Here is a 26,139-nt window from a genome sequence, read left to right as displayed (position 1 = left end):
GTTCCGGGGACACTCAAGTCGAGGCGCGCGGAGCAGCGGCGCGCCTTAAGTCCGGTGCCCCGGTTCCGCCGACGGGAGGGTGACGGATCAGGCGAGGGTGATGTTCTCCGCCTGGGGGCCCTTCTGGCCCTGGGTGACGTCGAACGTCACCATCTGGCCCTCCTGCAGCTCACGAAAGCCCGTGGAGTTGATCGCCGAGTAGTGGGCGAATACGTCCGGGCCGCCGCCGTCCTGGGCGATGAAGCCGAAGCCCTTCTCCGCGTTGAACCACTTCACAGTTCCCGTAGCCATGTCTTTTGCCTTCCAGTCGATGAACGCCTCCCACGATGTGCGGAAGGCGGAGGTGATCGCCCTGGTTCCTGCGGCACAGCACAGCAAAACACCCACGCCGAAGGCGTGGGCAAAGGGAACTTCCGAACCACGACAGCTGACCCAGACGGTACACGCCCGCACACCCTGTCACCAGAGGAGACGAGTCGGTACACCCGGGCGCGGGCCAGCCCGCCGCCCGCCGGTGTCCGGTGGGCGTGGGTGCGGTCCCGGTGGGCGTGGGTGCGGTCTCAGGCCGCGGCCGCCGGATTCGCCGAACCGGCGGCGCGGCGGTACTCGGCGTTGATGCGCTGGGCTTCTTCGAGCTGGTCTTCGAGGATGACGATGCGGCAGGCGGCCTCGATGGGGGTGCCGCGGTCGACGAGTTCGCGGGCGCGGGCCGCGATGCGCAGCTGGTAGCGGGAGTAGCGGCGGTGTCCGCCCGGGGAGCGGAGGGGGGTGATGAGGCGGGCGTCGCCGATGGCGCGGAGGAAGCCTTGGGTGGTGCCGAGGATTTCGGCGGCGCGGCCCATGGTGTAGGCGGGGTAGTCGTCGTCTTCGAGCCGGTCGAACGAGGCGTCTGCTGTCACTTTCACCTTCTGTATGACATGCCTGGTGGAATGCGTGGATAGGTCCTGGTGTGGAACGCGCGGAGGGGCCCTGGTGCCGTACGGCACCAGGGCCCCGAAGGAACTGCTACACCATCTGCCGGCCCTGGAACTGCACCGGCTTCCTGTTTCCACACGCCCGATGATGTCGCTGTCGGGGGTGCAGGGATCGCTGTTGCCTGACCGGAGACCACCTCACTATCGATGTCCTGCGGTACCCGGGTACAACTTCGCCCGGGCGATCCTGATGGCGTTCGTTCCTCCGCTCTTCCCTCTTGATCAACTGCTACTTACAGGGACTGCGTACTACTGGTACTGCTCAACTGCGGTGATGCGGTACTGCTGGTGATGCGGTACTGCTCTACTGCGAACTACTCGGCGGCCTGTGACAGCGCCACTCCTCCGGCAGCCAGCCCCGTCGCCCATCCTGCGTCTGCTCTGGCTTAGAACCCCACTGCCGGACTTCCCGGTGCGCGCGCCCGCAGCGACGCCTTCACCGAGGGTGTTGCCGATACTGCACTTCACTGCGGTACTGCGGTACTGCACTTGCGGTACTGCACTGCGGGTCCTGCTCATGGCGGCCCCTGATCACTGCGGGCCACCCGGTCCGGCCGCCAGTCCCGTCGCCGTCCTACAACACACCTGGCTTCAGAACTCCGCCGCCGCACCGCCCTCGGTACTGCACCTACGGGTACTGCGTACTGCTGCCCGGCAGTTCGTCTCTGCCAGGCCCTTCGGCCTTCCTGGTTACGAGAGAAACCATAACCACACCACCAACCAATGTCTACTCCGACCAAGACAGATTTCTGTGTGTTCGACGAAGAGGTAATCGGACTCGAACAGTCACGGGAAGCAGACGCGCACACGGCAGGAGCCGGGTAGACGGCCCCAGAGCGGGCACAAGCGTCAGGCCGCGAGGGCCGGGCACTGAAAGATCCACAGACCACGGGGGTCCTGCATGGAGACGATGAGCGTTGATGTCTCGATCGGGGACGCGACGACGTCCGTCGCCGACGCGCGCAAGAGCGCCCTGGCCTTCCTTTCAGGTCTCGACCCTCCGGTGGCGGAGGCGGCCGCGGAAGCCGTGGTGCTGGTCGTCTCCGAGCTCGTCACCAACGCGCTGCGCCACGCCGGCGGCACCTGCACCGTGGACCTGACCGCCGGCCTGGACAGCGTCGAGGTCGCCGTCCACGACGCCAGCACGCAGCCGCCTCGCATGCGCACCCCGGATTTGAACGGCGGCACCGGAGGTTTCGGCTGGCCCGTGGTCAACCGCCTCGCCCACACCACCCACGTCACCCACCCGCCCACCGGCGGCAAAACCATCAGCGCCCACCTGACCCGATGACCAAGGCGCGGACGCCTGGTGCCGTACCCGGCTCAGGACGCGAACCCCCTGGGGCGATCGGTCGGCCCCTGCGTCGTCGTCTACTGACGGCGAGCCGGGTTAGTTGTGCCATCTCATGACATTGGTTCCTCGCGGTCAGGCTTGGCGCGCGTAGGACGCAAGGCGATCGGCGAGCGCGGTGACGAGGTCGCGCAGTTCATGGGGGCGCTCGATGACGAACGGCCGGTCGAGTGAGGCGAGTACTGGAGGCAACCAGTCGAGCCGCTCCGCCCGCAGCTCGATGCGCAGCCAGCGCTCGGTCATCCGGTCCTGGCCTGCCGCGGGCTCGTGCTCCTCCAGGCTCGCGACGCTGGCGGGAAGGTGGGCGCGGATCTGCTCAACTGTCCCGTGGATCCGCAAGGTCACCTCATGCCGGTACTCGGCCGTGGCGAACGCCGACAACACGCGCTGTGCCGGGCCGGGACCCACGGGCGCTTCGAATGAGCCGGGCAGGGTCCGCGCGTCTGCGATGCGATCGAGCCGGAAGGTTCGGTCCTCGCCGATCTGGGTGTCCTTGCCCGTGACGTACCACCGGCCCGCATGGGCGACGATCCCGTACGCATGCAGCGTGCGTTCGCTGCGCCGTCCGTCGCGGTCGGTGTAGCGGATCGAGACCGGTCGGCGGTGGCGCACCGCATCGGCGATGGTGAGCAGGACCCCAGCGTCCGGGGTGTCGAACTCGCCGGGCTGGTCCGTGAAGGCGAGAGCCTCCAGAAGTGTGTCGAGCCGACGGGCGATGTGCTTGGGCAGCACCCGCCGGATCTTCGCCGATGCCGTCTCGCTTGCCGTGCGCTCCGTCGTCGTCAGCCCTGCCCGGCGGCCGGCGACCAGGCCGAGCAGCACGGCCAGCGCCTCGTCATCGCTGAGCATGAGCGGAGGCAAGCGGTACCCCGGAGCCAGCCGGTACCCGCCGTAGCGGCCGCGCACCGACTCCACGGGCACATCCAGCTCGATCAGCTGGTCCACATACCGCCGCACGGTGCGCCCTTCGACGCCGAGCCGGTCGGCCAGTTCGGCCACCGTCCGGGTGCCGCCCGACTGCAGCAGCTCCAGGAGTGTCAGCACGCGGGCAGTGGGTCGGGGCATGTGCACAACTTAACTCGAATACAGGACCGATTCTGTCCACTATTTCTCCTAGCCTGCGCAGTGCACGCCTCCAGCACAGCCAAGGAGATCCCCATGGACTTCGTCTCGATCCGCATCATCACCAGCGACGTAGCGCGCCTCGTCGAGTTCTATGAGCGAGCCACAGGGGTGCGGGCGACGTGGGCCACCGAAGACTTCGCTGAACTCAACACGGCGGGCGCCACCCTCGCGATCGCCGGCACCCGCACCGTCCCGCTGTTCGCCCCGGGCTCTGCCCGCCCGGGGGACAACCACAGCGTGATCACCGAGTTCCTCGTCGACGACGTGGACCGCGTTCACCAGAACCTGACCGGCTTCGTCACCGACTTCGTCACCGAGCCCACCACGATGCCCTGGGGCAACCGGTCGCTGCTGTTCCGTGACCCCGACGGCAACCTCGTCAACTTCTTCACCCCCGTCACCCCAGCGGCCATCGAAAAGTTCGCACGCTGACGCCACGCAAGGCCGCTCACGCGGGAGCCCTGAGATCCCAGGGCTCCCGATGAACGCGGCCGCCGAGTCCAGGAGCGCCACCAGCAGGGGACACCGGAACGCACCGCTGACCCCCGAAGGACGCCTGCGCTTGTGCCTGCGGATCGACGCCGGACGTCCGATCGCGCACTGCGGAGCCCGAATCTCCCGCCGCTGCCGGGCCAAGTGGTACGCCCGCTGGCGCGCGCACGGCGAGGACGGACTACTCGACCACTCCTCCCGCCCCGCCACAGCCCCGCCCGCACCCCCGATGACATCGCCGACCTGGTGGAGGCGCTGCGGCGGCAGACCAAGCACGGGCCAGCCCGGCTCGCCGCCGACCTACAGCGGCTGCACGACGTCACACTCGCGCCCGCGACCGTCCACCGCATGCTGGTAAGGCGAGGACTCAACCGGCTCCGGGACCTCGACCCACCGACCGGCGAGCAGTTGGGCGAGGTCATCCGCTACGAGCATGTCGAAGGCGTTCAGTGCGGTCTTCCAGCGCATGGTCCAGCGGGCCTGGCCCTTGCCGGGGGGGGTCGAGCGACATGATCGCCATGTAGACGCACTCCAGTGCGGCGGTCTCGCTCGGGAAGTGCCCGCGGGCCTTGACCGCCCGCCGGATCCGCGCGTTCGGCCAGTCCGTATCTCGCTGGCTGCGAGCTGGACGAGCAACGCGAGCATCTGTCGGCCCAGGGCCTTCTCCACAAGCCTCGGATGATGGACTGACTCCGCTCGGAAGATCTGCTGGAGCCGCACGGTCTCGGCCTCGATTCCGCGCTGGCAGCCGGTACGCCATTGGAAGTGATGGGTAGAGGCTGGGCCCCGGCCGACCCGGGGGGGGTGGGCCGGCCGGGGCGGCCCCGGCCGGCGGGGGGATGCCGGTCGGGGGCTGCGGGCAGAGCCTCAAGGACTGGCGCTTCGCCAGCCGATTCCCCGGACTCCTGCCCCACGATCCTCGCAGCAGACCGTGCCCGGGGTCTGCCGGACACGCACCTGAACGTGACCCATGTAATTGGGCTTTCCAAGGATTCCCATCACCGGTCGGGGATGGGACTGGATGCTGCCGGCCGGGGATGTGACCAGCGACGTGTGACGGCTGCCGGACCTGCCCGCAGCCGGCAGCGCCACGGGGTGGGGAGCGGTCCTTCCTGTGCAGCTCCCCGCGGCAGCTATTGCACCGCTCTTGCGCGCGGGGCCTGCTGGTGGCGCGCTGAAGAGGGTGCGGGGCCCACCCGGACGGAGGGGCGTCAGCCGTTGTTGCGTGCGCTGCCCCAGCTACTCGTCGGGAAGTTGTGGCATGGACGAAGACTTCCTCGATACGCTCCCTGATGCCGCGGGCGAGACTCGGCTCAAGCTGCTGACCGAGGACGAGGCCAGAGCGGTCACGATGCTCCTGGGCGCCCTTGAGCGCGAGAGTCGCTCGGAGGAGGATCATCGGGCCGGCGAGATGCGATCCCGCCTCGGATCACGCCTGGGCACCCCGGCGCTCCTACGGTCCCGTGCCGTCCTGAACGACAGGCGCCGGATGCTGTGCGTGGAGACCATGACCGGTCTGCTGTCTCAGCCTGCGGTTGTGCCCGGGTCCGCCGCGAACCGAGGAACGTCCCCGATGCCCACGTCCAGGCGCAGGCGCCGGAAGCGGAGCGGGTGGCGCCATACGCCGCCCCGGTCCACGGCGCGGTCGGCGCTGATCTCGGCCACCAGCTCGGGGCGGACCAGGGAGACGTCCAGGACGTCGCGGCTCCCCCACGTCGCGGCGAACGTGACGCCCTCCCACGGGTGGCCGGGGCCGGCGGCCGTCAGGTGCTCGGCGACCAGGCGGGCCGCCTCCGTGCGCAGCGGGACGGTGCGGCCGACCGCGCGGAGCCGGCCGTCGTGGTCGTGGCGGCCGAGGACGAGGAGCTGTGGGCGGGTGAGGGTGCCGGTGGTGGCGCCGATGATCGCCTCGGTGGTGTCCCGGCGTCTGACCTTGGTCCACGCTTCTCTGTGGCCCGGCATGTAGCGGCTGGTCTGGGGTTTGACCACGATTCCTTCGACGCCGGACACGTCCGTCAACGACTGAAGCCACTCCCGGGCCTGGGCCGGGTCCGTGGTCATCGGACACAGCGTCCACGGGGCCGTCAGGGCGTGGTCGGCGAAAAGGGCCTCCAGGCGGGCGCGGCGCTAGACGTAGGGCAGGTCGAGTAGCTCCCGGCCGTCGAGCTGCAAGACGCCGAACGCCACGAAAAAGGCCGGCAGCCTCTTGGCCAGCGCGGGAGCGCCACGTGGGTGGGCGGCGGCCCGACGCTGCAACCCCTCGAACGAAAGGGCGCCGGCCTCCACGTCCCACGCGAGGAGTTCGCCGTCCAGGACCAGGCCGGCGGGGAGCTGCGCCTCGGCAGCCGCCACGAGGTCCGGGAAGGCGCCCTGGACCTTCGAATAATGCACGTTCCTCTGCAACCCGGGGCTGTGAACCGCTGCACCAGTCGCGGCGAACGGGTGACGCGGTGTCAGTGGCAGGTGTTTTCATGGGTCGGTTGAGCCGGGGGCGCACACGACCTGCGAGGGGGATCCAGCTGTGCCGATGGTCGAGGGGTATGTGAGGGCGGACGGCACCAAGGTCAGGAGGTACTTCCGGCTTCCGGCGGGTGCCCGCAAGGAGACCGGACTGTTGTTCATGATCGTGGTCGGGGTGTGGCTCTTCGGGAGTGGGCCAGTAACCGCGGGCGGCGAGTCGGATCCAAACCGGTTACCGCAGCCCCAGGCGACGGTGGTCTACCCCATCAAGTGGCCAGGGTGGGACAAGCCGGTCGTGGCGCCGACGCCGACGGTCTCCTACCCGATCGTCTTCCCCAGCCCAGCCAGCGGCCAGTGAGCCGGCGACCGCCCGCACGGCGTTCCGGCCGCGGCCGCCGCCCTCGCAGGCGCAAGAACTCGGACATGGAGAAGTTGGGGCTGATCGCTCTGGTGGGCGTCGTGGGCCTGAGCCTTGTGGTGGGGGTGCTGCGGTGGCTGGCCGAGCATCCCTGGGTGGTGGTGCTCGCGCTCCTGGCAGCCGCGGTCGCCAGCGGCGTGTGGGTGTGGCGGCGAAAGGAAGCCGCACAGTGGGGACGAGTCCGCGCCCAGGGCCTGCTCTACGCAGTCGAGCAACTCGACCGTCTCCACCACCGCCAGTTCGAGTTCGCGGTACGGGACCTGATGCACCGCGACGGCTGCACCGACGCCCAGCAGGTCGGCGGCCGCGGAGACAACGGAGCCGACGTGAAAGCGACCGACCCCTACGGCCGACGCTGGGTCATCCAGTGCAAACACCGCAAGGCCGGCTGGGCCGGCAAACCCGTCGGCACCCCCGACCTATACGTCCTCAACGGCACCGGCCGCCAGATCCACGGCGGCGACGTCCTGGTCATGCTCACCAACGGCCGCATCACCACCAACGCCGCCGACTTCGCCAAGTCCCAGCACCTGCACCTGGTCGACCGCCACCTCCTCGCCCAATGGGCCGCCGGCTCCCGCCCCCTCTGGGAACTCCTACGAGCCGTCCCCCCACCCCGCAAACCCACCTCACTCTCCTGACCCCTGCAACGCTCTTCAAGGGGCGAGGACGGTCATGCCTGCCGCTTCCGGATGCCCGTGGAGTGTTCCAAAAGGTCCTGCGGGCGGCGGCAGCCTCGCACTAGCGTTGGTCTCATGGGAGACCACGAGAGTGCGGCCAAACCTGCACAGCAGGCGTTAGTGCTGCTGCAGGCCGCCGTTGCCGAGGCGGCTGCCGGCGAATTCGATCTGGCGAAGGAGCGGGTTCCCCGGATCTGCGCGCTGGCCGCCCAAGAGCTTCTCCCCCTGGCCAAGGTCGTGGCCGCCTACCTGGACCGGTTCACGCTCGTCAATGGCCACGAGTGGGCCAGCGCACAGGCACCTGGCGAGGAGCCGCGCAGTCTGGACGACCGGGTACCGCCAGCACGCGCTCTGACCCTACGGCTCATGTCAGCCTGGTCCTCAGAGGACCGAGCCATGTTCACCGACCTCTTCACCACCGCGGCACAGGACCGGCCGGCGGGCGCAGACCATCTCCAGGATCTTTTCATCTACGCACTGGAGTGGACCGAGTTCACAGCGCTCAGGTCAGTGAACCCACGCGTCATGGTCAAGGGCATCTGCAAAGCTATCGACACCCACGGCCCCTCCTCGATCGACTGGACCACACGCTCCTGAGAACTCCGGGGCACGTCGGGCCGAGGAAACCGACCCGAGCTTGCTCAGGCACAGGCTCAGACAGCGGTCCGGATACGGGACGTCTACCTGAGAAGCCGTTGTCTTTCCGGTCATGACTTTTGAGTTTCCGCTGGTCAGGAGTGGATTCGGGCGCGGTGAGGGAGTGTTGTGGCGTCGGGTTGCTTCTTGATCGGTAGGGGTGGCTGGTGGCGTCGGTGCTCGGTTTGTTGGAGGCGAAGGAGTCGGCCGCGCGGGAGGCGGTTGAGCGGGCGCGGGAGGAAACGGTCCGGGCCGCGGCCGTGCTGGAGGAGGCCGAGCGGGTGCTGGAGCGGTTGGTCATCGCCCGGGAAGCGGTGGTGGAGGTGCTGGCCGAGCCGGCCGGCCGTGCCGTGGTCGCGGTGGAGGGCGCCGCTGTGGCCGCGGCGGTGGCGGGATCGCCGGTTCCCCACCAAAGTGGGCGGCTGGCCAGGGCGGTCCTCGCGCCGGACTATCAGCGGATCATCTCGGTGCTGGAGAGCGAGGCGGCTGCGGGCCGGAACAAGGTGCGGGCCAAGGATCTCGCGGTGGCATTGGGCCTGGACGTGGTGCCGGCGAAGATCGAAGGAGTGCGTTCGCAGGCGAAACGCCTGGCCGAGCGCGGGTGGATCACCCGGCACCAGTCCGGGGAGTTCGGCATCCTGACGGCGTGACGGCGTGACGGCGTGACGGCGTGACGGCGTGGTTCAGGCTGCCAGGGACATCGCCGTGCCCGGTGTGCGGGTGCGGCGGGCGAGGCGGCGGCTCATGAGCATGGTCATCGACCACAGGATCATGGACTGGCTGGTGGCGGGCAGCGTCTCGTAGTCACGGACCAGACGGCGTGAGCGCATCAGCCAGCTCAGCGTCCTCTCCACCACCCACCGCCTGGGCAGCACCACGAATCGCGGTTCGTCACTGCGCTTGACGATCTCCAGGGTGAGGTGGAGTTTCTCCCTGGCCCAGTCGACGAGCATGCCGGTGTAACCGCCGTCCGCCCAGACCATACGGAGCGAGCGATGTGCGCCCCTGACCCCTTCCAGGAGGGGCACGGCGGCCTCGCGGTCGCCCACGTTCGCCGCCGTGACCGCGACGACCAGCAGCAGGCCGAGACAGTCCGTGATCACGTGCCGCTTGCGGCCCGGAACCTTCTTCCCGCCGTCGTAACCGCGCGTGGCGGCCGGCACCGAGCTGGCGGCCCGAACCGACTGCGAGTCGATGATGCCGGCGGTCGGCTCGGCCGCCCGCCCCTCGCTGACGCGGACATTTCCCCGCAGCCGGTCGTGGAACTCCGCGTCCAGGCCCTGGCGGCGCCAGCGGCGGAAGAAGGCGTAGACGCGGTCCCAGGGTGGGAAGTCGGCAGGCACCGAGCGCCACTTGACGCCGTTGTCGACGACGTAGCGCACTGCGTCGAGTATCTGGCGGTGGCAGTAGCCCTCCGGGCGGCCGCCCCTGCCCTCCAGCCAGGCCGGCACCGGCAGCAGGGGCCGCACCACCGCCCACTCCGGGTCCGTCATGTCCGACGGATAGCGCCGCACCCGCTCCGGCTGGTCCGCCGCGTTCCCGAACTTGTGCGCGAGGCAATCGCACGACACGACGAACGAGTTGAACTCCGGGACCTCAACCGCGTACAACTGCGACAAGCAGGGCCTCCTGGCGCTCGGTGAGACTTCAACACCTTCCGAATCGCCACGAGGCCCTGTCCTCATGCTTGGACCCCTCCGAGATCATCCGATCAGGATCCCTGTTCGATCCCCACACTCGATGACCGGTATGAATACGGCTTCTTACACCTGCACAAAAATCCAGGACACCTGCACCCATCTGGAAAACCCAGCCAACCTGAGAAAACACCAGGCCAACACCCCCGCCCAGCAGCAGGCAGGTCCTCCATCGGCCAGCCCCGACAACCACAGCAGACGGCTACCAAGCCCCACACCAGCCAACCAACCTGAACACACCCAGATCAGAAGCCGAGCACGAGTACTACATCAATGGCCGGTCATAAGGACCAGGCGCTGGAGTTCGTCCGGCTCCAGGGCTTCGACCTCCCACTGAACCGGGCGGCGGGAGTCGAAGCCGTAGCGGCGGGCGGAGGCCGGCCACCTCGGGTCGCCGCTCTTGCCCTCGGTCGCCAGGAGCCCGTACGCGCGCACCTGCTCGTAGGTGAGCAGCACCCGGGTCACCGAGCTCCAGCAGCCCGTCCGCTCCACCCAGTCCCGCTCGATGTCCTCACCCGAGCAGTCGAAGTCACCGATGTTTCTCCGGGGCGCCGCGAGCGTGCGGTTCGAGTTCACGCAGCCCAGAAGCAGTCGAGGTGACCGTAGCCGATGCAACAGGGTGCACGTCTCTGCGGTCGGGGTCACTCGGCCGGCGGTGAATTGGTGTCGGTCAGACGCTCGCGGACGGCGGCTCGTTCGGCTTCCTCGCGGGCGAGGGTCTGCTGATGGATGCGGGGGTCGCGGTGGGCCTCGATGGCGGTGCGGTGACGGATGCTCAGCGATGGCTGGGCCCACCGGTCAGTCGATGCCTTCGATGATGCGGAAGTCGCGCTCGACGCCATCGGGGAGGGCCACCAGCGCCTTCTGGTATGCCTCGCTCTCGTATGCCGCGACGGCCTGTTCAAAGCTGTCGAACTCGATCAGAACGACGCGTTGCGTGATTCCGGCCTCGTGGGCGACGACTCGACCGCCACGGGACAGGAGGCGCCCGCCCCCAGCCTGGACAGCCGGACGGGCCAGCTTGTCGTAGGCAGTCGGCCTCTCAGGGTCGGAAATGGCGGGGTAGACACTGACCCAGTAGCCCTTAGCCATGGAAACCTCCTGTGTTCGGCCGAACACGTCCGACTTCGAATTGACACTCAGATCGATCGATCCCGGCGACGGGTACTGCGGTCAGTTGAATCGTCATATGCGCAGGTTAGGGCTTGATGTGCGGTCGAGGGAAAGACCGGTACGGGATAGACTCAGAACGGATCGTTATCAATCGGCAGGGAGGGCACGTGGCGCCGGACACGGTGAGCCTGCGGTACTTCCTGGTGCTGGCACAGGAGTTGAACTTCACCCGCGCGGCCGCACGGATCGGTATCGCACAGCCCGCACTCAGCGCCCGGATGCGCCGATTGGAGGCGGAACTCGGTACGGCCCTGCTGGTCCGCAACACGCGTAGCGTCGTATTGACCACGGCCGGTGCGGCTTTGGCGGAGTCCGCGCCGCCCGCGCTGGCGGCGCTGGACCGGGCATGGGACACCGCCCGGAGCGCGGCGGCCGGTGAACTGGGCACGCTGCGCATCGGATACAGCCTCAGCGCCGGGGCCGAGACGGCACCGGCCCTGGTGGACAGGCTGATTCGCGGCAACAGCGGACTCAAGGTCGGCGCGGTCCCGATGGCGACACCGGAGATCTCCCCCGCAGTCGCCGACGGCCGCATCGATGCCGGGATCACCCGCGGTGAACAGCCGGGCCGTGGCGTGCGCCGGTTCCTGCTGCGGCGTGCGCGCATCGGGGTCCAGCTGGCGCAGCACCATCCGCTGGCCGAACACCTGGAGATCGAGATCGCCGACGCGGCCGCGTATCCGCTGCGACTCCCGGACCGTGCGGCCAACCCCGTGATCCACGATCAGCTGTCCGCACTGTTCCGAGACACCCGACCACACCCCCGATTCCACACGCCCGCAGTCTCTTTCGACATGTCTCAGCGCGACCTGCGCGACGGGGTCACCCTCGCCCCGGCCGGAGAAGCCGCGGCCACGGCACAACCGGCCGGTCTCACCTGGCGACCGCTGCGAGGCGCGCCCAGCCTGACGATCCACCTGGTCCTCCCACGCGAGCAGTCGCCGCTACACCGCCGCATCCGTGCCGTCGCCAAAACCCTGGCGCACGAGCTGCACTGGCTGCCGGACTGACGCGCAAGAGGTCAAGCGAGACAGGCGCCTGCGGTGTCGAGGCCGAAGACCTTGCGCCCGGCGGACTTCGCGGTGATGACGACGGCGGTCTTGCTGAATGTCCGACACGACCTCGCTACGCCGGCGGATCAGCATCCGATGATGGCCCCGGGTCCGGTCCGAGTCGTACACCGCGGCGACGTCCTCGCCCAGCCCGAGATCTCGGCGGATACCGCGCCTTCGCCGACACCGAACCGGACAAGCACGGGTAACCGGCGGGAACGCCCGCCGTCAACGGCGTCCATGACGTCGGTCAATGCTTAACGCCAACCACTGTTCCATTGCTCCCCGAGGCCGGAAATGGCCACGCTCCTGAGACAGAAGCATGGCCATCGGCGTGAGAATGAGCAGAGAGCGGCAGGCCACAGCGTCGGCATGTGACGCGCGTTCTGAGATCCCACATGAGCTGTGTAGGTTCTCACTTCTCGTGTCGGAATCTCACGGCCGATGCCGGATCTAGTTCGGATCCGACATCCGTCGTGAGATTCGCAGGTCGACATGAGGCCCTTGTGTGGTGCGCAGCTTCCGGGTGGACCCCGACAGAAGAGTGCTGCAAGGAATTCGACTTGCCATGCCGTGTGACGGCGCCGGAAGCGGCTCAGATGACCAAGACTCGGCGCCCGCGCGTGTGACCGGCGTGGCTGTCGATGTGGGCCGCCGCGGCCTCGGCTAGCGAGTATGACTTCTCGACCGGGATGTGGAGCTGGCCCCGCGAGATCAGGTCGACGGCCTCGGCGAGCGCCGCCGACACGCTTCCGGCCACGCCCGAGAACCGGACACCGAACTCCGGCGCACCGAGATCGGCGATGGAGACGACCTTCTCCGGACTCCCGGTCAGCTCGACCAGCTCGCGGATCACGCCCGAACCAGCCAGATCGAGAGCCGCGTCGACGTCGCCGAGCCGCCGAACCCGCTCGCCCCAGCCATCGCCGTACGTCGTGGCGACGGCACCAAGCCTGCCCAGATACTCCTGGTTCGCGGCACCGGCCGTGCCGATCACCGTGATGCCGCGGTCGCGGGCGATCTGCAGCACCGCCGATCCGACTCCCCCGGACGCGCCGCTGACCAGGAGCGTCTGCCCGGGCCGCACACCGACCTCGTGGATGACGCGCAGCGCGGTCTCCACCACGGAGGGGTACCCGGCCGCCTCCTCGAACGTCAGCCCCTCGGGCATCCGGGCCCAGGCCGACAGTACGGCGAACTCGGCGTAAGTGCTGGAGCCCTCGCCGAACACCCGATCACCGACCTCGACCCCTACGACTCCCTCGCCTACCTCGTCCACCACCCCGGCGGCGTCCAGCCCGACCCCGGAGGGCAACTCGATCGGATGGGCCCCCAGGACCTGGCCTTCACGAATCCTCCAGTCGACGGGATTCACGCCCGCCGCCCGCACGGCGATGCGTATCCGGCCGGAGCCCGCGTGGGGCTCCTCGGCATCAACGAGTTGCAGAACGTCCGGACCGCCGAACTCGGCGAAGCTCACTTTCTTCATGCCGCCGAACGTAACACTAACCGATAGCTTTTCATAACGGTTACTCTTTCATACCTGCTAGCCTACGGCCATGACCGTGCAGTCCGGACGCCGTGAGCGCAAGAAGGCCGCGACCCGCCAGAAGATCGCCGACACCGCGCTGCGGCTCTTCCTGAAACGCGGTTACGACGCGGTGGGCATCCGTGACGTGGCCGCCGAGGCCGACGTGGCCGTCACCACGCTCTTCTCCCACTTCGCCTCGAAAGAGGCCCTGGTGTTCGAGCAGGACGAGGACTTCGAGCAGCGCCTCACGCAGGCGGTCACCGGCCGGGCGCCGCACGAGCCGCTCATCCCCGCCCTGCGCCGCGAAATCCTGGCCCTGGTGCGGCACTGCACCGCGGACAGCGCCGCCCCGATCTGGCGCATGATCGACGAGTCTCCCGCCCTGCGGAAGTACGACGAGTCGCTCCGCCTACGCCACGCGGACGCCCTGGCCACGGCCATCGCCGCCGATCCTGACCTGACCCGGAGCGAAACCGCCGCCCGCACCATCGCGAGGTTCGTGATCGACGCCTACTCGCTGGCCCGCGAAGCGGCCGACCCGCAGGCCGCCCTGGACGAGATCTTCCAAATGATCGAGGCGGCGTGGAAGGTCACCTGCCCGTCTGCAAGCGGTCACCCGGGTTCCGATGGGCCGCGGCCGCGGGTGTGAGACGGTGTCGCTTACCACGGCGAGGTACGAAGTTGGCGTCGCCGCGGTAAGCGACGAGAACTGCTCGAACTCGTTATTGGCCTATGACGCGGTGGTCGCCACAAGGCGCCGAGGAAACGATACGAAGCCGAGACACCGAGCGTCCGACACGACGTGAGACAGCGGACAGACCCGCTGCTTGCGGGACCGATGTCCGACACGAGCCGCGAGACCCTACAAGCTGTGTCGGGTCTTACGAACCGTGTCCTAGTCTCACCGCCAATGTCCTACCGGTGTCCGCTCGTGAGACTCCGCAGGTCAGCGGATTGCAGTTCGCGGCCGTTCCGAGGATTGGACACGATCGTGAGACTGAGCGGTTGGACACGGCGTGAGACACCGCAAGAAGTCCCAGGTCACAGGGTCGCCGTAGGACACGAGCGGCGAGATCCCACAGCCAGCCACGTGACGGCCAAGGCCCTGGGGCGTTGCTCTGGCATGGACGAAGACTTCCTCGGAGCGCTCGTCGATGCCGTGACCGAGACCCGACTCAAGCTGCTGACCGAGGACGAGGCCAGAGCGGTCCGACTCCCTGCCTCACCAACAGGGACTGCAGCGCTGGTTACCTCACCTCCACCGTGGCCTTCCACGGCGTGACCACGAGAGGGCAGATGCGGCCCGGGCCGGGGCGGCAGTGCCGCTGGGCGCTGAGGGTGGCAGTGCCGTCCTTCTCGGCATGGAAACGGGCCGTGGCGGAGCCCGTCGGGGTCGTACGGCCTCCGGTCCGCCGAAGGACGGTGGAGTCGCCGGACACCGGAATACTCCAGCTGTAGGTGAGTCCGTTTCCGCGATAGCCGGTGAGGTCGACCTTGACCTCGTCCCCGGCATGCGCGGACACGGTCCGGCCGTTGTCCGCGTTGGTGAGCACGACGTGCGCGGCCCGCACGAGCTGGGCGGCCGCGCACACGGGGGCACAAAACGCCAGCATTGTCAGTGCCAGTGTCGAGCCCAGTGGGGCAGCAGAACGCTTACGTGTCTTCATGAATCCTTCTCATGTCTGCGAATTCCTCCCGGCGAACCAACTTGCTTGCGGTGCGCAGCGGGCGGCAACGGCACATCCGGCGCCGCCCACGGAAGGTGGATGTCAGGACGCGGGTTCGTAGACGACCGTGGTCGTCGGGCAGTCCTCTGCAAGGCCGAGGAGCGCCTGGCGCTCGGCCTCGTCCACCGCCAGGTCCCAGCGCAGCTTCGTGCCCACCCACGTCGCGGCGTAGGTGCAGTGGTACGAGCCGTCCGAAGGCAGCCATTCCTCCGGGTCCTTGTCCGCCTTCGACCTGTTCGAAGCAGCCGAGACTGCGATCAACGTGTCCGGAGATCCCTGGTCGTTCGCGTACGCCTCGCGCCGCGCCGCACTCCACGGCGTCCGCTCAGAGTCGAAAACTTCTGCGAGCGGGACGAAATGGTCGACGTCGAGGCGCGCGGCGTCGGTGACGACCAGGTCGTCGTACGCGCTGCGCCACGACCCGCCCGACAGCTTGCAGCCCGTCGCGACCTGCGGCGCCTCGACCGCCTCAGACAAGATCGCCTCTTTGCGGGTGTCGCAACCGTCGCTCGCGCTGAGGCCGCGGTTCAGAGGTCTCGCTTGTAGCCCTCCCGGTGCTCCTCCGCGACCGGAAGCCGGTCGATCGCCTCGAACAACGACAACGGCGCCCGCACACCCGCCGCGCCGGACACACCAGGCGCTCCCGGGGCGAAGGCGCCGCCGGCCGCCGCGGCCGGAAAGCCGGCGGCGTGGGAGGCGGGGGCGGTGGACAGCAGGGGCAGGACGGCGAGAGCGAGCGCGGGCAGCCCGCGCCGCATCAGGTTCTTGATCACATGAGGGGGTGTAGCGCGCCCGCCACCCACACCGATAGGCCCCAGACCCTCAACTCACCCGGGCGGACGGCCTGATTCACCGCAGAAACGACACCGCAACCCCCACCACCGCCGGCCCCTCAACCCGCGGCCGCGACCCTCCCCTCCTCGAACCCGGGCAACGTCCCCCACCGTCACCTCCAGGGCGCAGTCGCTTCAAGCGCAGCGGGTGGCGGAAGACGCCGCCCCGGTCGATGGCGGCGTCGGCGCTGATCTCCGCCAGTTCCGGGCCTCATCGCGTTCCCGTCAGCTTGTCGCCTGACCCGTCACGTGGAACGGCCGGCGCCGGCACAACCGCTCGCGCCCGGCGGGACGGACACGGACGGGAACGTTCACCGCTCTGCCGTCCGTGCCACCACCTCAAGACAGGCCGCTGGGACGCCTTTCTAGCCCTCCCGGTCATTCCCGGGAGTCAGGTATTCCCCGAGGTTGTCCCGGGGACCGCACACCCTGTAGGAGCCGCCGTTGCCATTGGGCACCCTGATGCAGACGTAGCCCGGCTGGTCACCCTCGGGGGTGGCCGTGGGTTCATCTGTTGCGTTGGCCACGCCCGACATTGTCAGAGGCCGGTTCGTGAGTCTTCGGGTGGTTCTGGCGTCGCCTGATGGTGTGGGTGTGGTCTAAATCCGCCGGTTCCCGGTCGCTTGTCTGCTGATGTGACGACGTGACTGAACGCAAGCCGTACCCGAGTGACTTATCGGACGGGCAGTGGGCGTTGATCGAGCCGGTGATCACGGCGTGGAAGGACCGGCACCGCTCGGTCAGCGGCCACCAGGGCGCCTACGCGATGCGGGAGATCGTGAACGCGATCCTCTACCAGGGCCGGACCGGATGCCAGTGGGCCTACCTCCCGCACGACCTGCCACAGAAGAGCGCGACGTACTACTACTTCGCGGCCTGGCGGGACGACGGCACTGACCAGGTCATCCACGAACTCCTGCGCTGCCAGGTCCGTGAGAAGGCCCGCCGATTAGAGGACCCGACCCTGGTGGTCCTGGACACCCAGAGTGTCCACGCGGCCGCCGGGGTCCCCGCCTCCACGACCGGCCGGGATCCGGCAAAGCGGGTCCCGGGCCGCAAGCGGGGCCTGGCCGTGGACGTCCTTGGCCTGGTCATCGCGGTTGCCGTCCTCGCCGCGAACGCGCACGACAACACCGCGGGCGTCGCCCTGCTGGACCAGGTCGCCGAACACACCGGCGGTGCCGTCGAGAAGGCCCTTGTCGATCAAGGATTCAAGAACCAGGTCGTCGCGCATGGAGCCGGCCTGGGCATCGACGTCGAGATCGTCGCGCGCAACCCGCAGGAGCGGGGGTTCGTTCCGCAGCCGAAGCGGTGGAGGGTCGAGCAGACCTACGGGATCCTGATACTGCACCGGCGTCTGGTCCGCGATTACGAGCACCACACGGCCTCGTCCGCCTCCCGCGTCTACTGGGCCATGACCCAGGTCATGGCCCGCCGCCTCACCGGCGAGAACACCCCCACCTGGCGCGAACCGCAGAAGGTGAGCGCATGAACCTCCAGCCCCTGCTCGACGCGCTCGGCATCCAGGAGGAAGCCGCCCGGGGCCTGGCCGACGACCTCCGCACCCGGATCGGCGACCTGCAGGCCCGGCTGCGGGAGGCCGAGACCCACCTCGAACACCTCGCGATCACACGGAAGACCGTCACCGGACTCGCCGACCGGCTCCCGGCCGCCCCGCCGGACCTGCCCGAGCACCCGGACTACCCCCGCATCCTCGCCGTCTTCAACGACGCGACCAGCCCGCTGCGGGCCCGGGACGTCTGCGAAGCCCTCAACCACGAACTGCTGCCGAAGAACATCGAGGGCACCCGCGCCAAACTGAAACGGCTGGTCAAGCTGGGCATCCTCACCGAAGCCGACACCGGCACCTTCACCAGGAAGCAGTAGCCGGCCGAGCACCGTGACCAGCAGCCCTGTCCCAGCCTCACCCGGAAACAGACATCAACTCACGAACCGCCCTCTCAGGGCTGCCCCGCACACAACCAGGGCCACAAGTGCTCGTTTGGTGTTGTTCACACCCCGCCAACAATCTTGACCCACCGAGGTCACGTCCAGCTCACCGGCACCGCCCTGTCGAGCCCGAACCACACCAGCGCCTACCCCAAAAGCCTGCCCACGTTGATGTTCATGCCCTGGAGCTGCGCAAATTGTGGGGCGTGAGCACCCGGCAGGCCCAATGAGATCGGGCCGACGCCCAGACCCGTGTCAGCGCTGGCCGGTACGGCGAGAGCACCAAAGATCGCGAGAGTTCCGAGGACGACAGCAGCGAGACGACGCATGGCGGCCTTTCCTGTAGTGCAGTCGATTCCCTCGCAGAACTTCCCGGCCTTCTCCCACAACACTCGTCCTGTCACCCGTCTGCGCCTACGCCACCCCATGGGGAGATGAACCCCTGGCTTTGTTCACGAGTCTCGTGAACAAAGCCACCCACCGGAAAAGCACAGCTTGACCCTGCGCATGCTCCTCGCGGAGATCCAGGACTGAACTACCGGGGGACGGTCACCGTGACCGTCCCCCACCACGCCGGCGGGTCAACGGCCCGTCGTTACCACCCTGCCCCCGGCCAGGAGTGTGCAGCGGATTCCGCCTCCGGGATGCCACTCCATCACCGGCGAGCGAGCACGACATCCAAGTCCGGGCAGGGCGCTGAAGCGTTCCACAAGGGCCTGCAAGCGCTCGCCCGGTACGTCGCCCGCGAAGGCACCACTACGGTCCCCCGAACGCACACCGAAACACTCCCCGACGGCACCACACACCGCACCGGAATCTGGATCATGAACCAGAAGACCCGGCGCGACCGACTCCACCCGGCGCAACTCGCAGCACTCGCCGAACTCGGCGTGGACTGGGCCCGGTAGCGGGCGGGCACTGTTCCAGATTATGGAACAGTGCCCGGCACGCACGCCGGTCATCGGTCCGACGCGCTGGCCCGAGGGGTTGCTCAGGCCTGGCCGGTCTCGAAGCGGCTGACGTGCCCGTCGGTCACCTCGAAGCGCCAGGCGGTGCGCATCTCACCCCAGGTGTCATTGCGGTACTCGACGATCAGGAGTCTCCGGCCGGGTGGGCGCCTGACCGCCGTGCCGCGAGGTCTGCCCCTCCCACAACGCCCGCATCATCGACCTAATCGGCGCGATGGGGTCGCCGCCGGCAGGTGTGGACATCACGGTGCCGAACTTGCGCCGGGCGTTCCTGATCTCGCCGAGCATGGTGCCCAGCGTGGCCTTGACGTTGTTCGCCTCGATGACGGCGTGCGCTGCGGCCTCGGCCGCCTTGATGGCCTCGCTGTACGCGCGCACCGGATCCGGGCTGCGCGCGTACGCCGCCTGCCAGGCCGTGGCGAGGTGGTCGGCGGCTGATCCTGCGGCCGGCATGGCGCCTGTGCCAGCCCGTCCCGCCCCCCGCGGCCCGCAAGGCGTCCGGCGGAACTCAGCCCGCCCGGCGGGCTCCCGACCGCAAGGCTGAGAGCCCGGTACGGCCGCGCCGCACGGCCCCGCCCCGGCCTGCCGTACGCCCCGCCGCCAAACCCAAACCCAGGAAGGGTGAAGCGGCCGAACCGTAGCAACGCCCCGCACCGTCCGGTGCGAGCCCCGGGGGCGGGGACTGCGGACATGACGGAGCTGTGCCAGGCAGCCCACGGCGTCACCATCGCGACGCTGTGTCACCATGCCTACGGCTGACCGGCCGGTCCGGAAACCCGCTGCCTACCAGGACGTTCAAAAGGCGGGCAGTCGGCGCCGCGGGGCACGGGGCGCCGCAGATCGTGGCCAGTGCGGCGCGGTGGCGCCTGCCTGGGGCCTGCCGTCTGCTGCAGTGTCAGGAGCCTTGGGTGGTGACTTTGGGGACCCAGAGGGGCTGAGTCCAGGAACGGTTGAGTTTCTGACTGTTGTCCCACTCGTAGCTCTGGTCCCAGTTATCGTGCTTTTTGTCGGCTGCGACGCATTCGAAGCGGATGGACTTGGCGTCGGGGAACCGCACGGCGTCAGGGAAGGTGAAGGTTTCGAAGATCGCAGTCTTCCCCGGAGCGGGGTTCGTGGGGGACTTCCCGCGGGTCTCGACCGTTAGGCGGGGCCCGCCGTCGACGATGGCGTAGACGCGTTCGGCATCGGTTTCGATTGTCACCCCCTTCCCGTTGGTTTCGATCTTCTCGATCGTCACACCAGGGGACACCGTCGGGTTCTTCCTGCCGGCCGGGCCCTGTGGGTCGGCTTCGGCGGACACGCTGGAGACGTAGAACCTACCCTTTCTGATGGCCTTCACCAGTGAATCCGGGGTCGGGGACTGGTTGTTGTCCAGCCACACCCTGATCCAGGATTTGCCCACGTCGCCAGGCTTCACGCTGCAGCAGCCGGCCACACCCCACACCGGCTTGCCGGCTTTCGTGAGACTTTCCTTGAGCAGGCGGTCCCAGAGGTGGAACGCGAACGGACTGTACTTGCCCCCGGAATCTTCGAAGGCGTGGGGACGCTGCATCCACCAGCTGTTCACGACTTCCAGCGCGTCCACTCCATAACTACCCAGGATGTCCTTCTCCCGCCCGTCGCCCATCCTCGGGAATTGTGGATGAACCTGCACAACCAACGGGGGTACGGGGTCGTCCTTAGCAAGGTCGAAGATCTCCTGCAGTGACACCTTCGGCTTTTTCGGATCCAGCTCCACATGGAATGCGGGATCCGACGGGTTCACGTGACTGAGATGCTGTTCGGTGTCGACGCGGCGCCCGTCGAGCTCCGCCCCGGGAATCACGGTCAGCTTGGATGTGCTGAGCCCCTTCGCCTCTTGCGAGGTGGTGTACTTGTTCTGCTCGGCGAGCATGACGAACTCATACCCGGCCCCCTCGTAGTCCGCCAGAACTTGCCCCCTATCCCGCGGCGAGTCCTCGTCGTGGAAGGTGGAGCCCGGGTACATCTCCGCCTGATCGCTGTGCGCGTGGAGCGACCCCTTGTACCACTTTCCGTTACTGCTGCCTGTGCCCGTGCCTACATACGGGTTGTTGAGCTGGAGCTGCTTCATGAACACAGACTAACACTTAGCGTGACATTTACACTACAGAACGTGACTGCGGGATGCCGTTTGAAGCCACCCTCAGCCGCCTCGCCATGCGACGCGCCGCCCCGGAACCGTCGCCATCGTGAGATCCAGGCCGAGTCGGCCGTCCATGTCCGCAGCCGGAACAGTGCCCGCCGGTCCGCGTCGGTGAAGAGCGCTGGGCCCAATTGCGGCCACCGGTCGCGCGACCGGCCGCCGACCCGGTACAGCTTCCCGGAGCCGATGTCCTTCAGCCGGGCCGCGCTGAGCAGGATCTCGCCTCGGTCGCCCCACACCAGCAGCCCGTCAACCAGGATTAGGCCGCCCGGCAACTGCTGCTCCACTGCGGCCACCGGATCCGGGAAACGACCCTGCACAGCGACCCGCGGCGGGCCTCCAACACCTGCGCTGCACCGTTTCCATGTCTGCGATCTGCCGGTTTCGTGTCAGTGCACGACCTGAGCATCTACCGCCCCATGTCAGCACCCCCACCCCCAAGCACCGTCCCATGTCAGTGAGCCGAATCCGAGTACCGCCTCCACCAGCACAAACGGCAGTACCTGACGCAACGTCACTGACACCACCCACTGACATGGAAGCGGCGCATCGCATACGGGCCGAAGCGGCCCGCGTGATGGCTCCCTGCGACCATCAATCGTTCGGAGTACCTGGGTAGGCGCGTCGCGTGAGAGTTAGGCTCCCTGGGAAGGAGCAAGATCGCGCAATCGCCAGTGAGGAGGCCGCGATGGCCGAGGAAGCCGACCCGCTTGGCAAGATCAAGGGGTTACTGTAACGGGGCAAGAGCATCAACTGAAGGCCAAAGCTGAAGCCGGTGAGCTGAATCCAGAGGCTGAGCGGGCCAGACTCGCGGACCTCGAAGTAGTGCTGGACCAGTGTTGGGACCTCCTAAGGAATCGGCGAGCGGCGCTCGGAGAGGGCCAACGTACGAGGCTCACCGGATCAGGAGCCTCACGATGACCCTGCCCGTGAACATGCCGCTGGAGATGAGCGGCCCGCAGGCGGCCAAGCCGGGAGAACGAGTCTCCTACAGCATCAGCGTGGCTAATCTCGGCCCCAACGATGCCCCTGACGCCGTCGTAGAGTGCGCCATCCCGGCGGAGCTCACCGATCTGGAGCTGACCTGCCAAGGCGAGAACGGGGCCATCTGCGGTCACCCTTCGGTCCGGGATGGCCTGCACCTGCCGATCGACCTGCGCAAGGGTAGCGAGGCGGTGATCAACCTGACAGGCACCATCGACCCGGAATTCGAGGGCCCTCTCACGTGCACCAGCCTGATCAGGTCACCCTCACACGCCAATACGGCCGAGCAGCACTCCGGCTCAGCGACCACCGACGTCGAACTGCCCCCGGTCAGCATCATTCCTAGGATCGGCCCGGGGTGGCACCAGACGTGGCCCGAGGAGGCGAAGGGGTGGATCATTAGCTACGACCTCCAGCTGGCCGCCCGTGAAGAGCGGGTGGTGTGGTGGGAGATCAGCTTCGACGTGCCACCCTTCACCACACCAGGGAGAACCCGCCTCAATCCACAAGAGAGTCCGTGGTACACGGTGATCAAGGACGGCACTGACGGATCCGTTGTCATCCGCACGGCGGACGACTCCTACACCGTCGAGCCCGGTGCAGGTCTCACTGTGCACGTGCAACTGCTCTACCCGTCCCAGTTCGAGGCCGGTGACGGCGCACTGCGAAACCTCCGCGCCGTCGAAACGACCCAGCCATAGGGCCCGGTCTCACAGCGATCTCACGCAGAGCAGGAAGGACGCCGTCAAGACGGCCGCCCCGTACGAGGCGGCCGCCTTGACGGAACCGATTGCGAGAGCCGTGGCGACTCAACGTCTTCCGCTCCCTGCTCCTCGCCCGCCTCGGCGACGAACGCGCCGCGACCGAGGCGCAGGACCAGGCCTTCGCCGAACTCCCCCCGAGCCTGCCGCGCTTCGCGACACATCTGGAGCTCCACCAGGGGCTGATGCTCGCCCGCTCCGGCGACCGGGCCGGCGGCATCGCCCACGCCACCGCCGCCATGAACGCCCTCCCCCCGGAAAAGCACAGCCTCACACTGCGCATGCTCCTCGCCGAATTCCAGGCCTGAACCACGGGGGCGGTCACCGAGGCCGTCCCCCACACCCACACGCCGGCGGGTCAACGGCCCGTCGTTACGGCGCTCCTCCCGGCCAGGAGCGTGCAGCGGATTCCGCCTCCGGGATGCCACTCCACCACCGGCGAGGCCTCCGTCCCGTGCTCCCGGCACCAGCCCACGGGGACGACGCCGCCACAGTCGTGCCGCTTGCACACGCAGCTCTCTCCCGGGCCCGCGTACGCGACCGCGTGGCGCTCCACACCGACCGACCCCACCGAGGCGGCGCCCCGCAGGCCGGCCGGCCAGGCCAGGGTGAGGCGCAGGCCACCCGCCCCGGACCGGAACCGGTCGATCACCCGCACCTCCCCCAGCACCGCCAACGGGCCGCTACCGGGCGCGTTCAGCCGGCGCAGCGACGCCCCGAACCCGCCGGCCGCCAGCTCGGCCACCGTGTCGGCGTCCGTGTCGGTGGACCAGCCGGACAACACGTCCTCCCCGGCCGGATCGTCGGCCAGGGTCAGCCACGGGTCATCGAGCCGGAACCGGCGCGTGGCGCCGTTGGGGCCGGCCAGCACCAGTGAGGCGACCGTCGGCCCCGTGGGGATTCCGATCTTGTCGTGCGTGAGGAGCCATGCGACCACGGCGTGGCGGTCGAACTGCGGGTGCACGTCCGTGCCCGCCACCGGGTCGGGAAAGTCCGGGCTCCGGCGGCGCCAGACCACCGCCGCGCGGCCCACCCGGGCGATCCGCGCCACCTGCGCCACCTGCGCCAGGAACACCCGATCACTGCCCTCGGCAATCGGGTCAAGGGCCGCGAGCGGGGAACGCCGGCCCGGCGTGACGGTGCGCACCGCCCGCCAGTCCACGGAGGGGCGGACCACCTCCAGGAGCGCGATGTCCTCGGCGGAGTACAGGGGGGCCGTGGTCACCCCGCCCGTGGTGCTTGTCGTCGATGTCCACCGAGGCGACCGGGGCCAACCACCCGAGCCTCACCACCTGGTCGAAGTCCGTTCGGCGGACGCCGAGGCGTACCGCGGCCTGGTCCGGGCCCAGCGGCACGTGCCGGTCGAGCAGGGCGGGCAGGTCCCGGCGGCGTGCGAGGACGGCCACTTGGTCCGGGTGGACGTCGGGGAACTCGACGCCGCCGAGGTAGACCAGCAGGCCGGCCTTCACGAGGCGGCCGACCGCCGAAGCGGTCACCCTCGGCCGGAGAATCGGGAGCGGCACCCCCAACGCCTCCGTCAGCCGGTCCGCCGCCACCCCGGCACCGATCGGGCCGCGCAGCGCCGCACGCACCACCTCGGGGTCGGCGGCCTCCACCACCGCCCGCGACCACAGGCCGGGGCCCGCGTCCGCCGGCGGGACCAGACCGCAGCCGGTAGCCCACCGCCACGCGGCCACCGGAACCCGCAACCGGCCCGCAGCCGCGTACTCGTCGTAGCTCTCACGCACCGAACGCCCCATGAATCGCACTCCGATCGCACATCAGACGGCCCGACGATCGGGCCGCGCCGGAAACATGCCGAAAGATCCCGTTTGTTATCAATAGACCCGATTCCGGGGCGAGTTGGGAGCACACCGCACAAGCCGCCTACGCGTATGCGAGGGCAAAATTCACCCCTGCGGGGGAGACCGGGGCCGGCCCCCGACACACGACAGCGCGGGCCGCCACCGGGTGGTGGCGGCCCGCGCCGGGTTCGTCAGAGGCGCCCTCTCAGCCGGCCGCAGCGGCCGGACCCTCCCCGAACCGCGGGACGTCGTCCACGGTCACGTCCATGCGCAGCCGCCGGAAGCGGAGCGGGTGGCGCCACACGCCGCCCCGGTCGATCGAGCGGTCGGCGCTGATCTCGGCCACCAGGTCGGGGCGGACCAGCCGCACGTCCAGGACGTCACCGGACCCCCACGTCCCTGCGAACGTGACGCCCTCCCACGGGTGTCCCGGGTCGGCGGCCGTCAGATGCTCCGCCACCAGGCGGGCCGCCTCCGTGCGCAGCGGCACGGTGCGGCCGACCGCGCGCAGCCTGCCGTCGTAGTCGTGGCGGCCCAGGACGAGGAGCTGCGGGCGGGTGAGGGTGCCGGTGGTGGCGCCGATGATCGCCTCGGTGGTGTCCCGGCGACGAACCTTGGTCCACGCCCCCCTGTGACCGGGCGTGTAGCGGCTGGTCAGGGGCTTGCAGAGGATGCCCTCTACGCCGGACACGTCCGTCCACGACTCCAGCCATTCCCGGGCCTTGGCCGCGTCCGTCGTCATCGGACACAGGGTCCACGGGGCTGTCAGGGCGTGCTCGGCGAACAGGGCCTCCAGGCGGGCGCGACGCTCCACATACGGCAGGTGCAGCAGCTCCTGCCCGTCGATCTGCAAGATGTCGGCGTACTCGCGTATGTGCAGAGGTGGGTACGGCTGAACGTGCAGAGCAAGTCGCCACTGATTCGTAGGCATTGCTGTGCGAGATGATGAGGTGGTGGATCTTCGCTACTTCAATCAGACCGGCTGGACCGCCATCTTCAGTGGCACCGAAACCGAGATCGGCCGCATGGTGCGGGTGGAGGCCTGGGACCCGGCAACAGGGACGGCCCTTGTTGTCGACCCCAAGCGAGGAGCCATGCGTCCCGTCACGGACTACGAGGACTTTTCCCATCTCGAGAAGGCCGACCAGGTTGTAGCCGCAGTGCCTGGTGGCGGCTGGCGGGCGCATTGGAAGGACGAGGGTCCCGGGAAGACCCCGCTGACGGAACAGGTGCTCGCGTGGCTGATCACCTCGCAGGGCCGGGCAACGGCCATCACGATGGACGCTCACGGGCATGTTGACGATGCCGACAGCGCCGACGTGTTCATCCCGCCGGGCGAGGAACTGGGGTAGGTCTGA

31 protein-coding genes and 4 pseudogenes are annotated in these 26,139 nt (G+C 68.7%); 16 read left to right on the top strand and 19 right to left on the bottom strand.

Going from position 1 to position 26,139, the window contains the following annotated elements; genetic code table 11:
• Positions 1-87: 87 nt before the first annotated feature.
• Both OHA81_RS32450 and OHA81_RS32445 read right to left on the bottom strand, forming a co-directional pair.
• Positions 88-291, bottom strand: coding sequence for a cold-shock protein (locus tag OHA81_RS32450; RefSeq protein ID WP_329201883.1), 204 nt, complete (start codon positions 289-291; stop codon positions 88-90).
• Positions 292-560: 269 nt separating this feature from the next.
• Positions 561-899 carry a MerR family transcriptional regulator gene (locus tag OHA81_RS32445; RefSeq protein ID WP_329201881.1) on the bottom strand — a complete coding sequence of 113 codons (339 nt, stop codon included), beginning with the start codon at positions 897-899 and terminating at the stop codon, positions 561-563.
• 976 nt (positions 900-1,875) lie between these two features.
• On the opposite strand from OHA81_RS32445, the gene OHA81_RS32440 reads away from it, so the two are divergent.
• Positions 1,876-2,265, top strand: a complete 390-nt coding sequence (locus tag OHA81_RS32440; RefSeq protein WP_329201879.1) for an ATP-binding protein — start codon at positions 1,876-1,878, stop codon at positions 2,263-2,265.
• A gap of 135 nt (positions 2,266-2,400) precedes the next feature.
• On the opposite strand, the gene OHA81_RS32435 is transcribed toward OHA81_RS32440, so the two are convergent.
• Positions 2,401-3,390, bottom strand: coding sequence for a helix-turn-helix transcriptional regulator (locus OHA81_RS32435; RefSeq protein WP_329201877.1), 990 nt, complete (start codon positions 3,388-3,390; stop codon positions 2,401-2,403).
• A 93-nt stretch (positions 3,391-3,483) separates the two neighbouring features.
• Between OHA81_RS32435 and OHA81_RS32430 the strand changes: the two genes are divergently transcribed.
• Positions 3,484-3,882 (top strand): VOC family protein, encoded by a 399-nt coding sequence (locus tag OHA81_RS32430; protein WP_329201875.1) that lies wholly within the window; start codon positions 3,484-3,486, stop codon positions 3,880-3,882.
• A gap of 49 nt (positions 3,883-3,931) precedes the next feature.
• Positions 3,932-4,300, top strand: a complete 369-nt coding sequence (locus OHA81_RS34730; protein ID WP_443056736.1) for a leucine zipper domain-containing protein — start codon at positions 3,932-3,934, stop codon at positions 4,298-4,300.
• A gap of 74 nt (positions 4,301-4,374) precedes the next feature.
• Here the strand turns inward: OHA81_RS34730 and OHA81_RS32425 are convergent.
• The 3 genes and pseudogenes from OHA81_RS32425 to OHA81_RS32415 form a co-directional block, all read right to left on the bottom strand.
• Positions 4,375-4,540, bottom strand: a pseudogene (locus tag OHA81_RS32425) (IS256 family transposase); the annotation flags it as partial.
• Between the two features lie 926 nt (positions 4,541-5,466).
• Positions 5,467-6,003 carry an ATP-dependent DNA ligase gene (locus OHA81_RS32420; RefSeq protein ID WP_329201873.1) on the bottom strand — a complete coding sequence of 179 codons (537 nt, stop codon included), beginning with the start codon at positions 6,001-6,003 and terminating at the stop codon, positions 5,467-5,469.
• Between the two features lie 66 nt (positions 6,004-6,069).
• Complete coding sequence (locus OHA81_RS32415) at positions 6,070-6,333, bottom strand: ATP-dependent DNA ligase (protein WP_329201871.1); 264 nt, start codon at positions 6,331-6,333, stop codon at positions 6,070-6,072.
• A gap of 130 nt (positions 6,334-6,463) precedes the next feature.
• Here OHA81_RS32415 and OHA81_RS32410 point away from each other — a divergent pair, with 130 nt between their 5' ends.
• The 4 genes from OHA81_RS32410 (at position 6,464) to OHA81_RS32395 (ending at position 8,786) form a co-directional block, all read left to right on the top strand.
• Positions 6,464-6,760, top strand: a complete 297-nt coding sequence (locus OHA81_RS32410) for a hypothetical protein (RefSeq protein ID WP_329201869.1) — start codon at positions 6,464-6,466, stop codon at positions 6,758-6,760.
• A gap of 65 nt (positions 6,761-6,825) precedes the next feature.
• Positions 6,826-7,461 carry a restriction endonuclease gene (locus OHA81_RS32405; RefSeq protein WP_329201867.1) on the top strand — a complete coding sequence of 212 codons (636 nt, stop codon included), beginning with the start codon at positions 6,826-6,828 and terminating at the stop codon, positions 7,459-7,461.
• Between the two features lie 114 nt (positions 7,462-7,575).
• The gene (locus OHA81_RS32400) at positions 7,576-8,097 is read left to right on the top strand and encodes a hypothetical protein (RefSeq protein WP_329201865.1); all 522 of its coding nucleotides are present in this window, start codon (positions 7,576-7,578) and stop codon (positions 8,095-8,097) included.
• Positions 8,098-8,303: 206 nt separating this feature from the next.
• Entirely contained in the window at positions 8,304-8,786 is a 483-nt protein-coding gene (locus tag OHA81_RS32395; protein WP_329201592.1) for a hypothetical protein, read from the top strand.
• Between the two features lie 33 nt (positions 8,787-8,819).
• Here OHA81_RS32395 and OHA81_RS32390 read toward each other — a convergent pair whose 3' ends face one another.
• The 3 genes from OHA81_RS32390 to OHA81_RS32380 all read right to left on the bottom strand — a co-directional run bounded on the left by OHA81_RS32390 (position 8,820) and on the right by OHA81_RS32380 (position 10,925).
• Complete coding sequence (locus OHA81_RS32390) at positions 8,820-9,629, bottom strand: IS5 family transposase (RefSeq protein ID WP_329202638.1); 810 nt, start codon at positions 9,627-9,629, stop codon at positions 8,820-8,822.
• A 474-nt stretch (positions 9,630-10,103) separates the two neighbouring features.
• Entirely contained in the window at positions 10,104-10,409 is a 306-nt protein-coding gene (locus OHA81_RS32385) for a hypothetical protein (RefSeq protein ID WP_329201863.1), read from the bottom strand.
• Positions 10,410-10,631: 222 nt separating this feature from the next.
• On the bottom strand, positions 10,632-10,925 hold the full coding sequence (locus OHA81_RS32380) for a DUF1330 domain-containing protein (protein WP_329201861.1): 294 nt from the start codon (positions 10,923-10,925) through the stop codon (positions 10,632-10,634).
• Positions 10,926-11,113: 188 nt separating this feature from the next.
• On the opposite strand from OHA81_RS32380, the gene OHA81_RS32375 reads away from it, so the two are divergent.
• Positions 11,114-12,016 (top strand): LysR family transcriptional regulator, encoded by a 903-nt coding sequence (locus OHA81_RS32375; protein ID WP_329201859.1) that lies wholly within the window; start codon positions 11,114-11,116, stop codon positions 12,014-12,016.
• Between the two features lie 637 nt (positions 12,017-12,653).
• Here OHA81_RS32375 and OHA81_RS32370 read toward each other — a convergent pair.
• Complete coding sequence (locus OHA81_RS32370; RefSeq protein WP_329201858.1) at positions 12,654-13,547, bottom strand: NADP-dependent oxidoreductase; 894 nt, start codon at positions 13,545-13,547, stop codon at positions 12,654-12,656.
• Between the two features lie 70 nt (positions 13,548-13,617).
• On the opposite strand from OHA81_RS32370, the gene OHA81_RS32365 reads away from it, so the two are divergent.
• Positions 13,618-14,238, top strand: a complete 621-nt coding sequence (locus OHA81_RS32365; protein WP_329201856.1) for a TetR/AcrR family transcriptional regulator — start codon at positions 13,618-13,620, stop codon at positions 14,236-14,238.
• A 598-nt stretch (positions 14,239-14,836) separates the two neighbouring features.
• Here OHA81_RS32365 and OHA81_RS32360 read toward each other — a convergent pair.
• From OHA81_RS32360 to OHA81_RS32350, 3 genes are all read right to left on the bottom strand, one after another.
• Complete coding sequence (locus tag OHA81_RS32360) at positions 14,837-15,181, bottom strand: hypothetical protein (RefSeq protein WP_329201854.1); 345 nt, start codon at positions 15,179-15,181, stop codon at positions 14,837-14,839.
• 177 nt (positions 15,182-15,358) lie between these two features.
• A complete protein-coding gene (locus OHA81_RS32355; protein WP_329201852.1) occupies positions 15,359-15,793 on the bottom strand; it encodes an HNH endonuclease family protein in 435 nt (144 codons plus the stop codon).
• A gap of 50 nt (positions 15,794-15,843) precedes the next feature.
• Positions 15,844-16,089, bottom strand: coding sequence for a hypothetical protein (locus OHA81_RS32350; RefSeq protein ID WP_329201850.1), 246 nt, complete (start codon positions 16,087-16,089; stop codon positions 15,844-15,846).
• Between the two features lie 703 nt (positions 16,090-16,792).
• Here OHA81_RS32350 and OHA81_RS32345 point away from each other — a divergent pair.
• The 3 genes from OHA81_RS32345 to OHA81_RS34725 all read left to right on the top strand — a co-directional run bounded on the left by OHA81_RS32345 (position 16,793) and on the right by OHA81_RS34725 (position 19,007).
• Positions 16,793-17,641: an IS5 family transposase gene (locus OHA81_RS32345; protein ID WP_329201848.1), complete on the top strand. Its 849-nt coding sequence runs from the start codon at positions 16,793-16,795 to the stop codon at positions 17,639-17,641.
• Positions 17,638-18,036, top strand: coding sequence for a hypothetical protein (locus tag OHA81_RS32340; RefSeq protein WP_329201846.1), 399 nt, complete (start codon positions 17,638-17,640; stop codon positions 18,034-18,036). The genes OHA81_RS32345 and OHA81_RS32340 overlap by 4 nt, the downstream gene beginning before the upstream one ends.
• A gap of 707 nt (positions 18,037-18,743) precedes the next feature.
• Positions 18,744-19,007: a helicase associated domain-containing protein gene (locus OHA81_RS34725; RefSeq protein ID WP_443056735.1), complete on the top strand. Its 264-nt coding sequence runs from the start codon at positions 18,744-18,746 to the stop codon at positions 19,005-19,007.
• A gap of 83 nt (positions 19,008-19,090) precedes the next feature.
• Here the strand turns inward: OHA81_RS34725 and OHA81_RS32335 are convergent.
• The 4 genes and pseudogenes from OHA81_RS32335 to OHA81_RS32320 all read right to left on the bottom strand — a co-directional run.
• Positions 19,091-19,207 (bottom strand): annotated as a pseudogene (locus OHA81_RS32335) (nuclear transport factor 2 family protein); the annotation flags it as partial.
• Positions 19,173-19,520, bottom strand: a complete 348-nt coding sequence (locus tag OHA81_RS32330) for a hypothetical protein (protein WP_329201844.1) — start codon at positions 19,518-19,520, stop codon at positions 19,173-19,175. The pseudogene OHA81_RS32335 and the gene OHA81_RS32330, both read right to left, overlap by 35 nt.
• Before the next feature lie 442 nt (positions 19,521-19,962).
• Positions 19,963-21,159 (bottom strand): hypothetical protein, encoded by a 1,197-nt coding sequence (locus tag OHA81_RS32325; protein WP_329201842.1) that lies wholly within the window; start codon positions 21,157-21,159, stop codon positions 19,963-19,965.
• Positions 21,156-21,518: a hypothetical protein gene (locus OHA81_RS32320; protein ID WP_329201840.1), complete on the bottom strand. Its 363-nt coding sequence runs from the start codon at positions 21,516-21,518 to the stop codon at positions 21,156-21,158. Before OHA81_RS32320 ends, OHA81_RS32325 begins: the two co-directional genes overlap by 4 nt.
• 463 nt (positions 21,519-21,981) lie before the next feature.
• Between OHA81_RS32320 and OHA81_RS32315 the strand changes: the two are divergent.
• The 3 genes and pseudogenes from OHA81_RS32315 to OHA81_RS32305 form a co-directional block, all read left to right on the top strand.
• Positions 21,982-22,152: pseudogene (locus OHA81_RS32315) on the top strand (DUF2630 family protein); the annotation flags it as partial.
• On the top strand, positions 22,149-22,916 hold the full coding sequence (locus tag OHA81_RS32310; RefSeq protein WP_329201838.1) for a hypothetical protein: 768 nt from the start codon (positions 22,149-22,151) through the stop codon (positions 22,914-22,916). The pseudogene OHA81_RS32315 and the gene OHA81_RS32310, both read left to right, overlap by 4 nt.
• Before the next feature lie 101 nt (positions 22,917-23,017).
• Positions 23,018-23,284, top strand: a pseudogene (locus OHA81_RS32305) (XRE family transcriptional regulator); the annotation flags it as partial.
• Positions 23,285-23,334: 50 nt separating this feature from the next.
• Here OHA81_RS32305 and OHA81_RS32300 read toward each other — a convergent pair.
• Both OHA81_RS32300 and OHA81_RS32295 read right to left on the bottom strand, forming a co-directional pair.
• The gene (locus tag OHA81_RS32300) at positions 23,335-24,201 is read right to left on the bottom strand and encodes a hypothetical protein (protein WP_329202681.1); all 867 of its coding nucleotides are present in this window, start codon (positions 24,199-24,201) and stop codon (positions 23,335-23,337) included.
• A 785-nt stretch (positions 24,202-24,986) separates the two neighbouring features.
• On the bottom strand, positions 24,987-25,634 hold the full coding sequence (locus OHA81_RS32295) for an ATP-dependent DNA ligase (RefSeq protein WP_329201836.1): 648 nt from the start codon (positions 25,632-25,634) through the stop codon (positions 24,987-24,989).
• Positions 25,635-25,734: 100 nt separating this feature from the next.
• On the opposite strand from OHA81_RS32295, the gene OHA81_RS32290 reads away from it, so the two are divergent.
• Positions 25,735-26,133, top strand: a complete 399-nt coding sequence (locus OHA81_RS32290) for a hypothetical protein (protein WP_329201834.1) — start codon at positions 25,735-25,737, stop codon at positions 26,131-26,133.
• The last annotated feature ends 6 nt before the right edge of the window (positions 26,134-26,139 follow it).

Source organism: Streptomyces sp. NBC_00667, assembly GCF_036226825.1.
Lineage (GTDB): Bacteria > Actinomycetota > Actinomycetes > Streptomycetales > Streptomycetaceae > Streptomyces.
The sequence above is the reverse complement of the archived record's forward strand: the minus strand, read 5'-3'. Positions and strand labels throughout refer to the sequence as shown.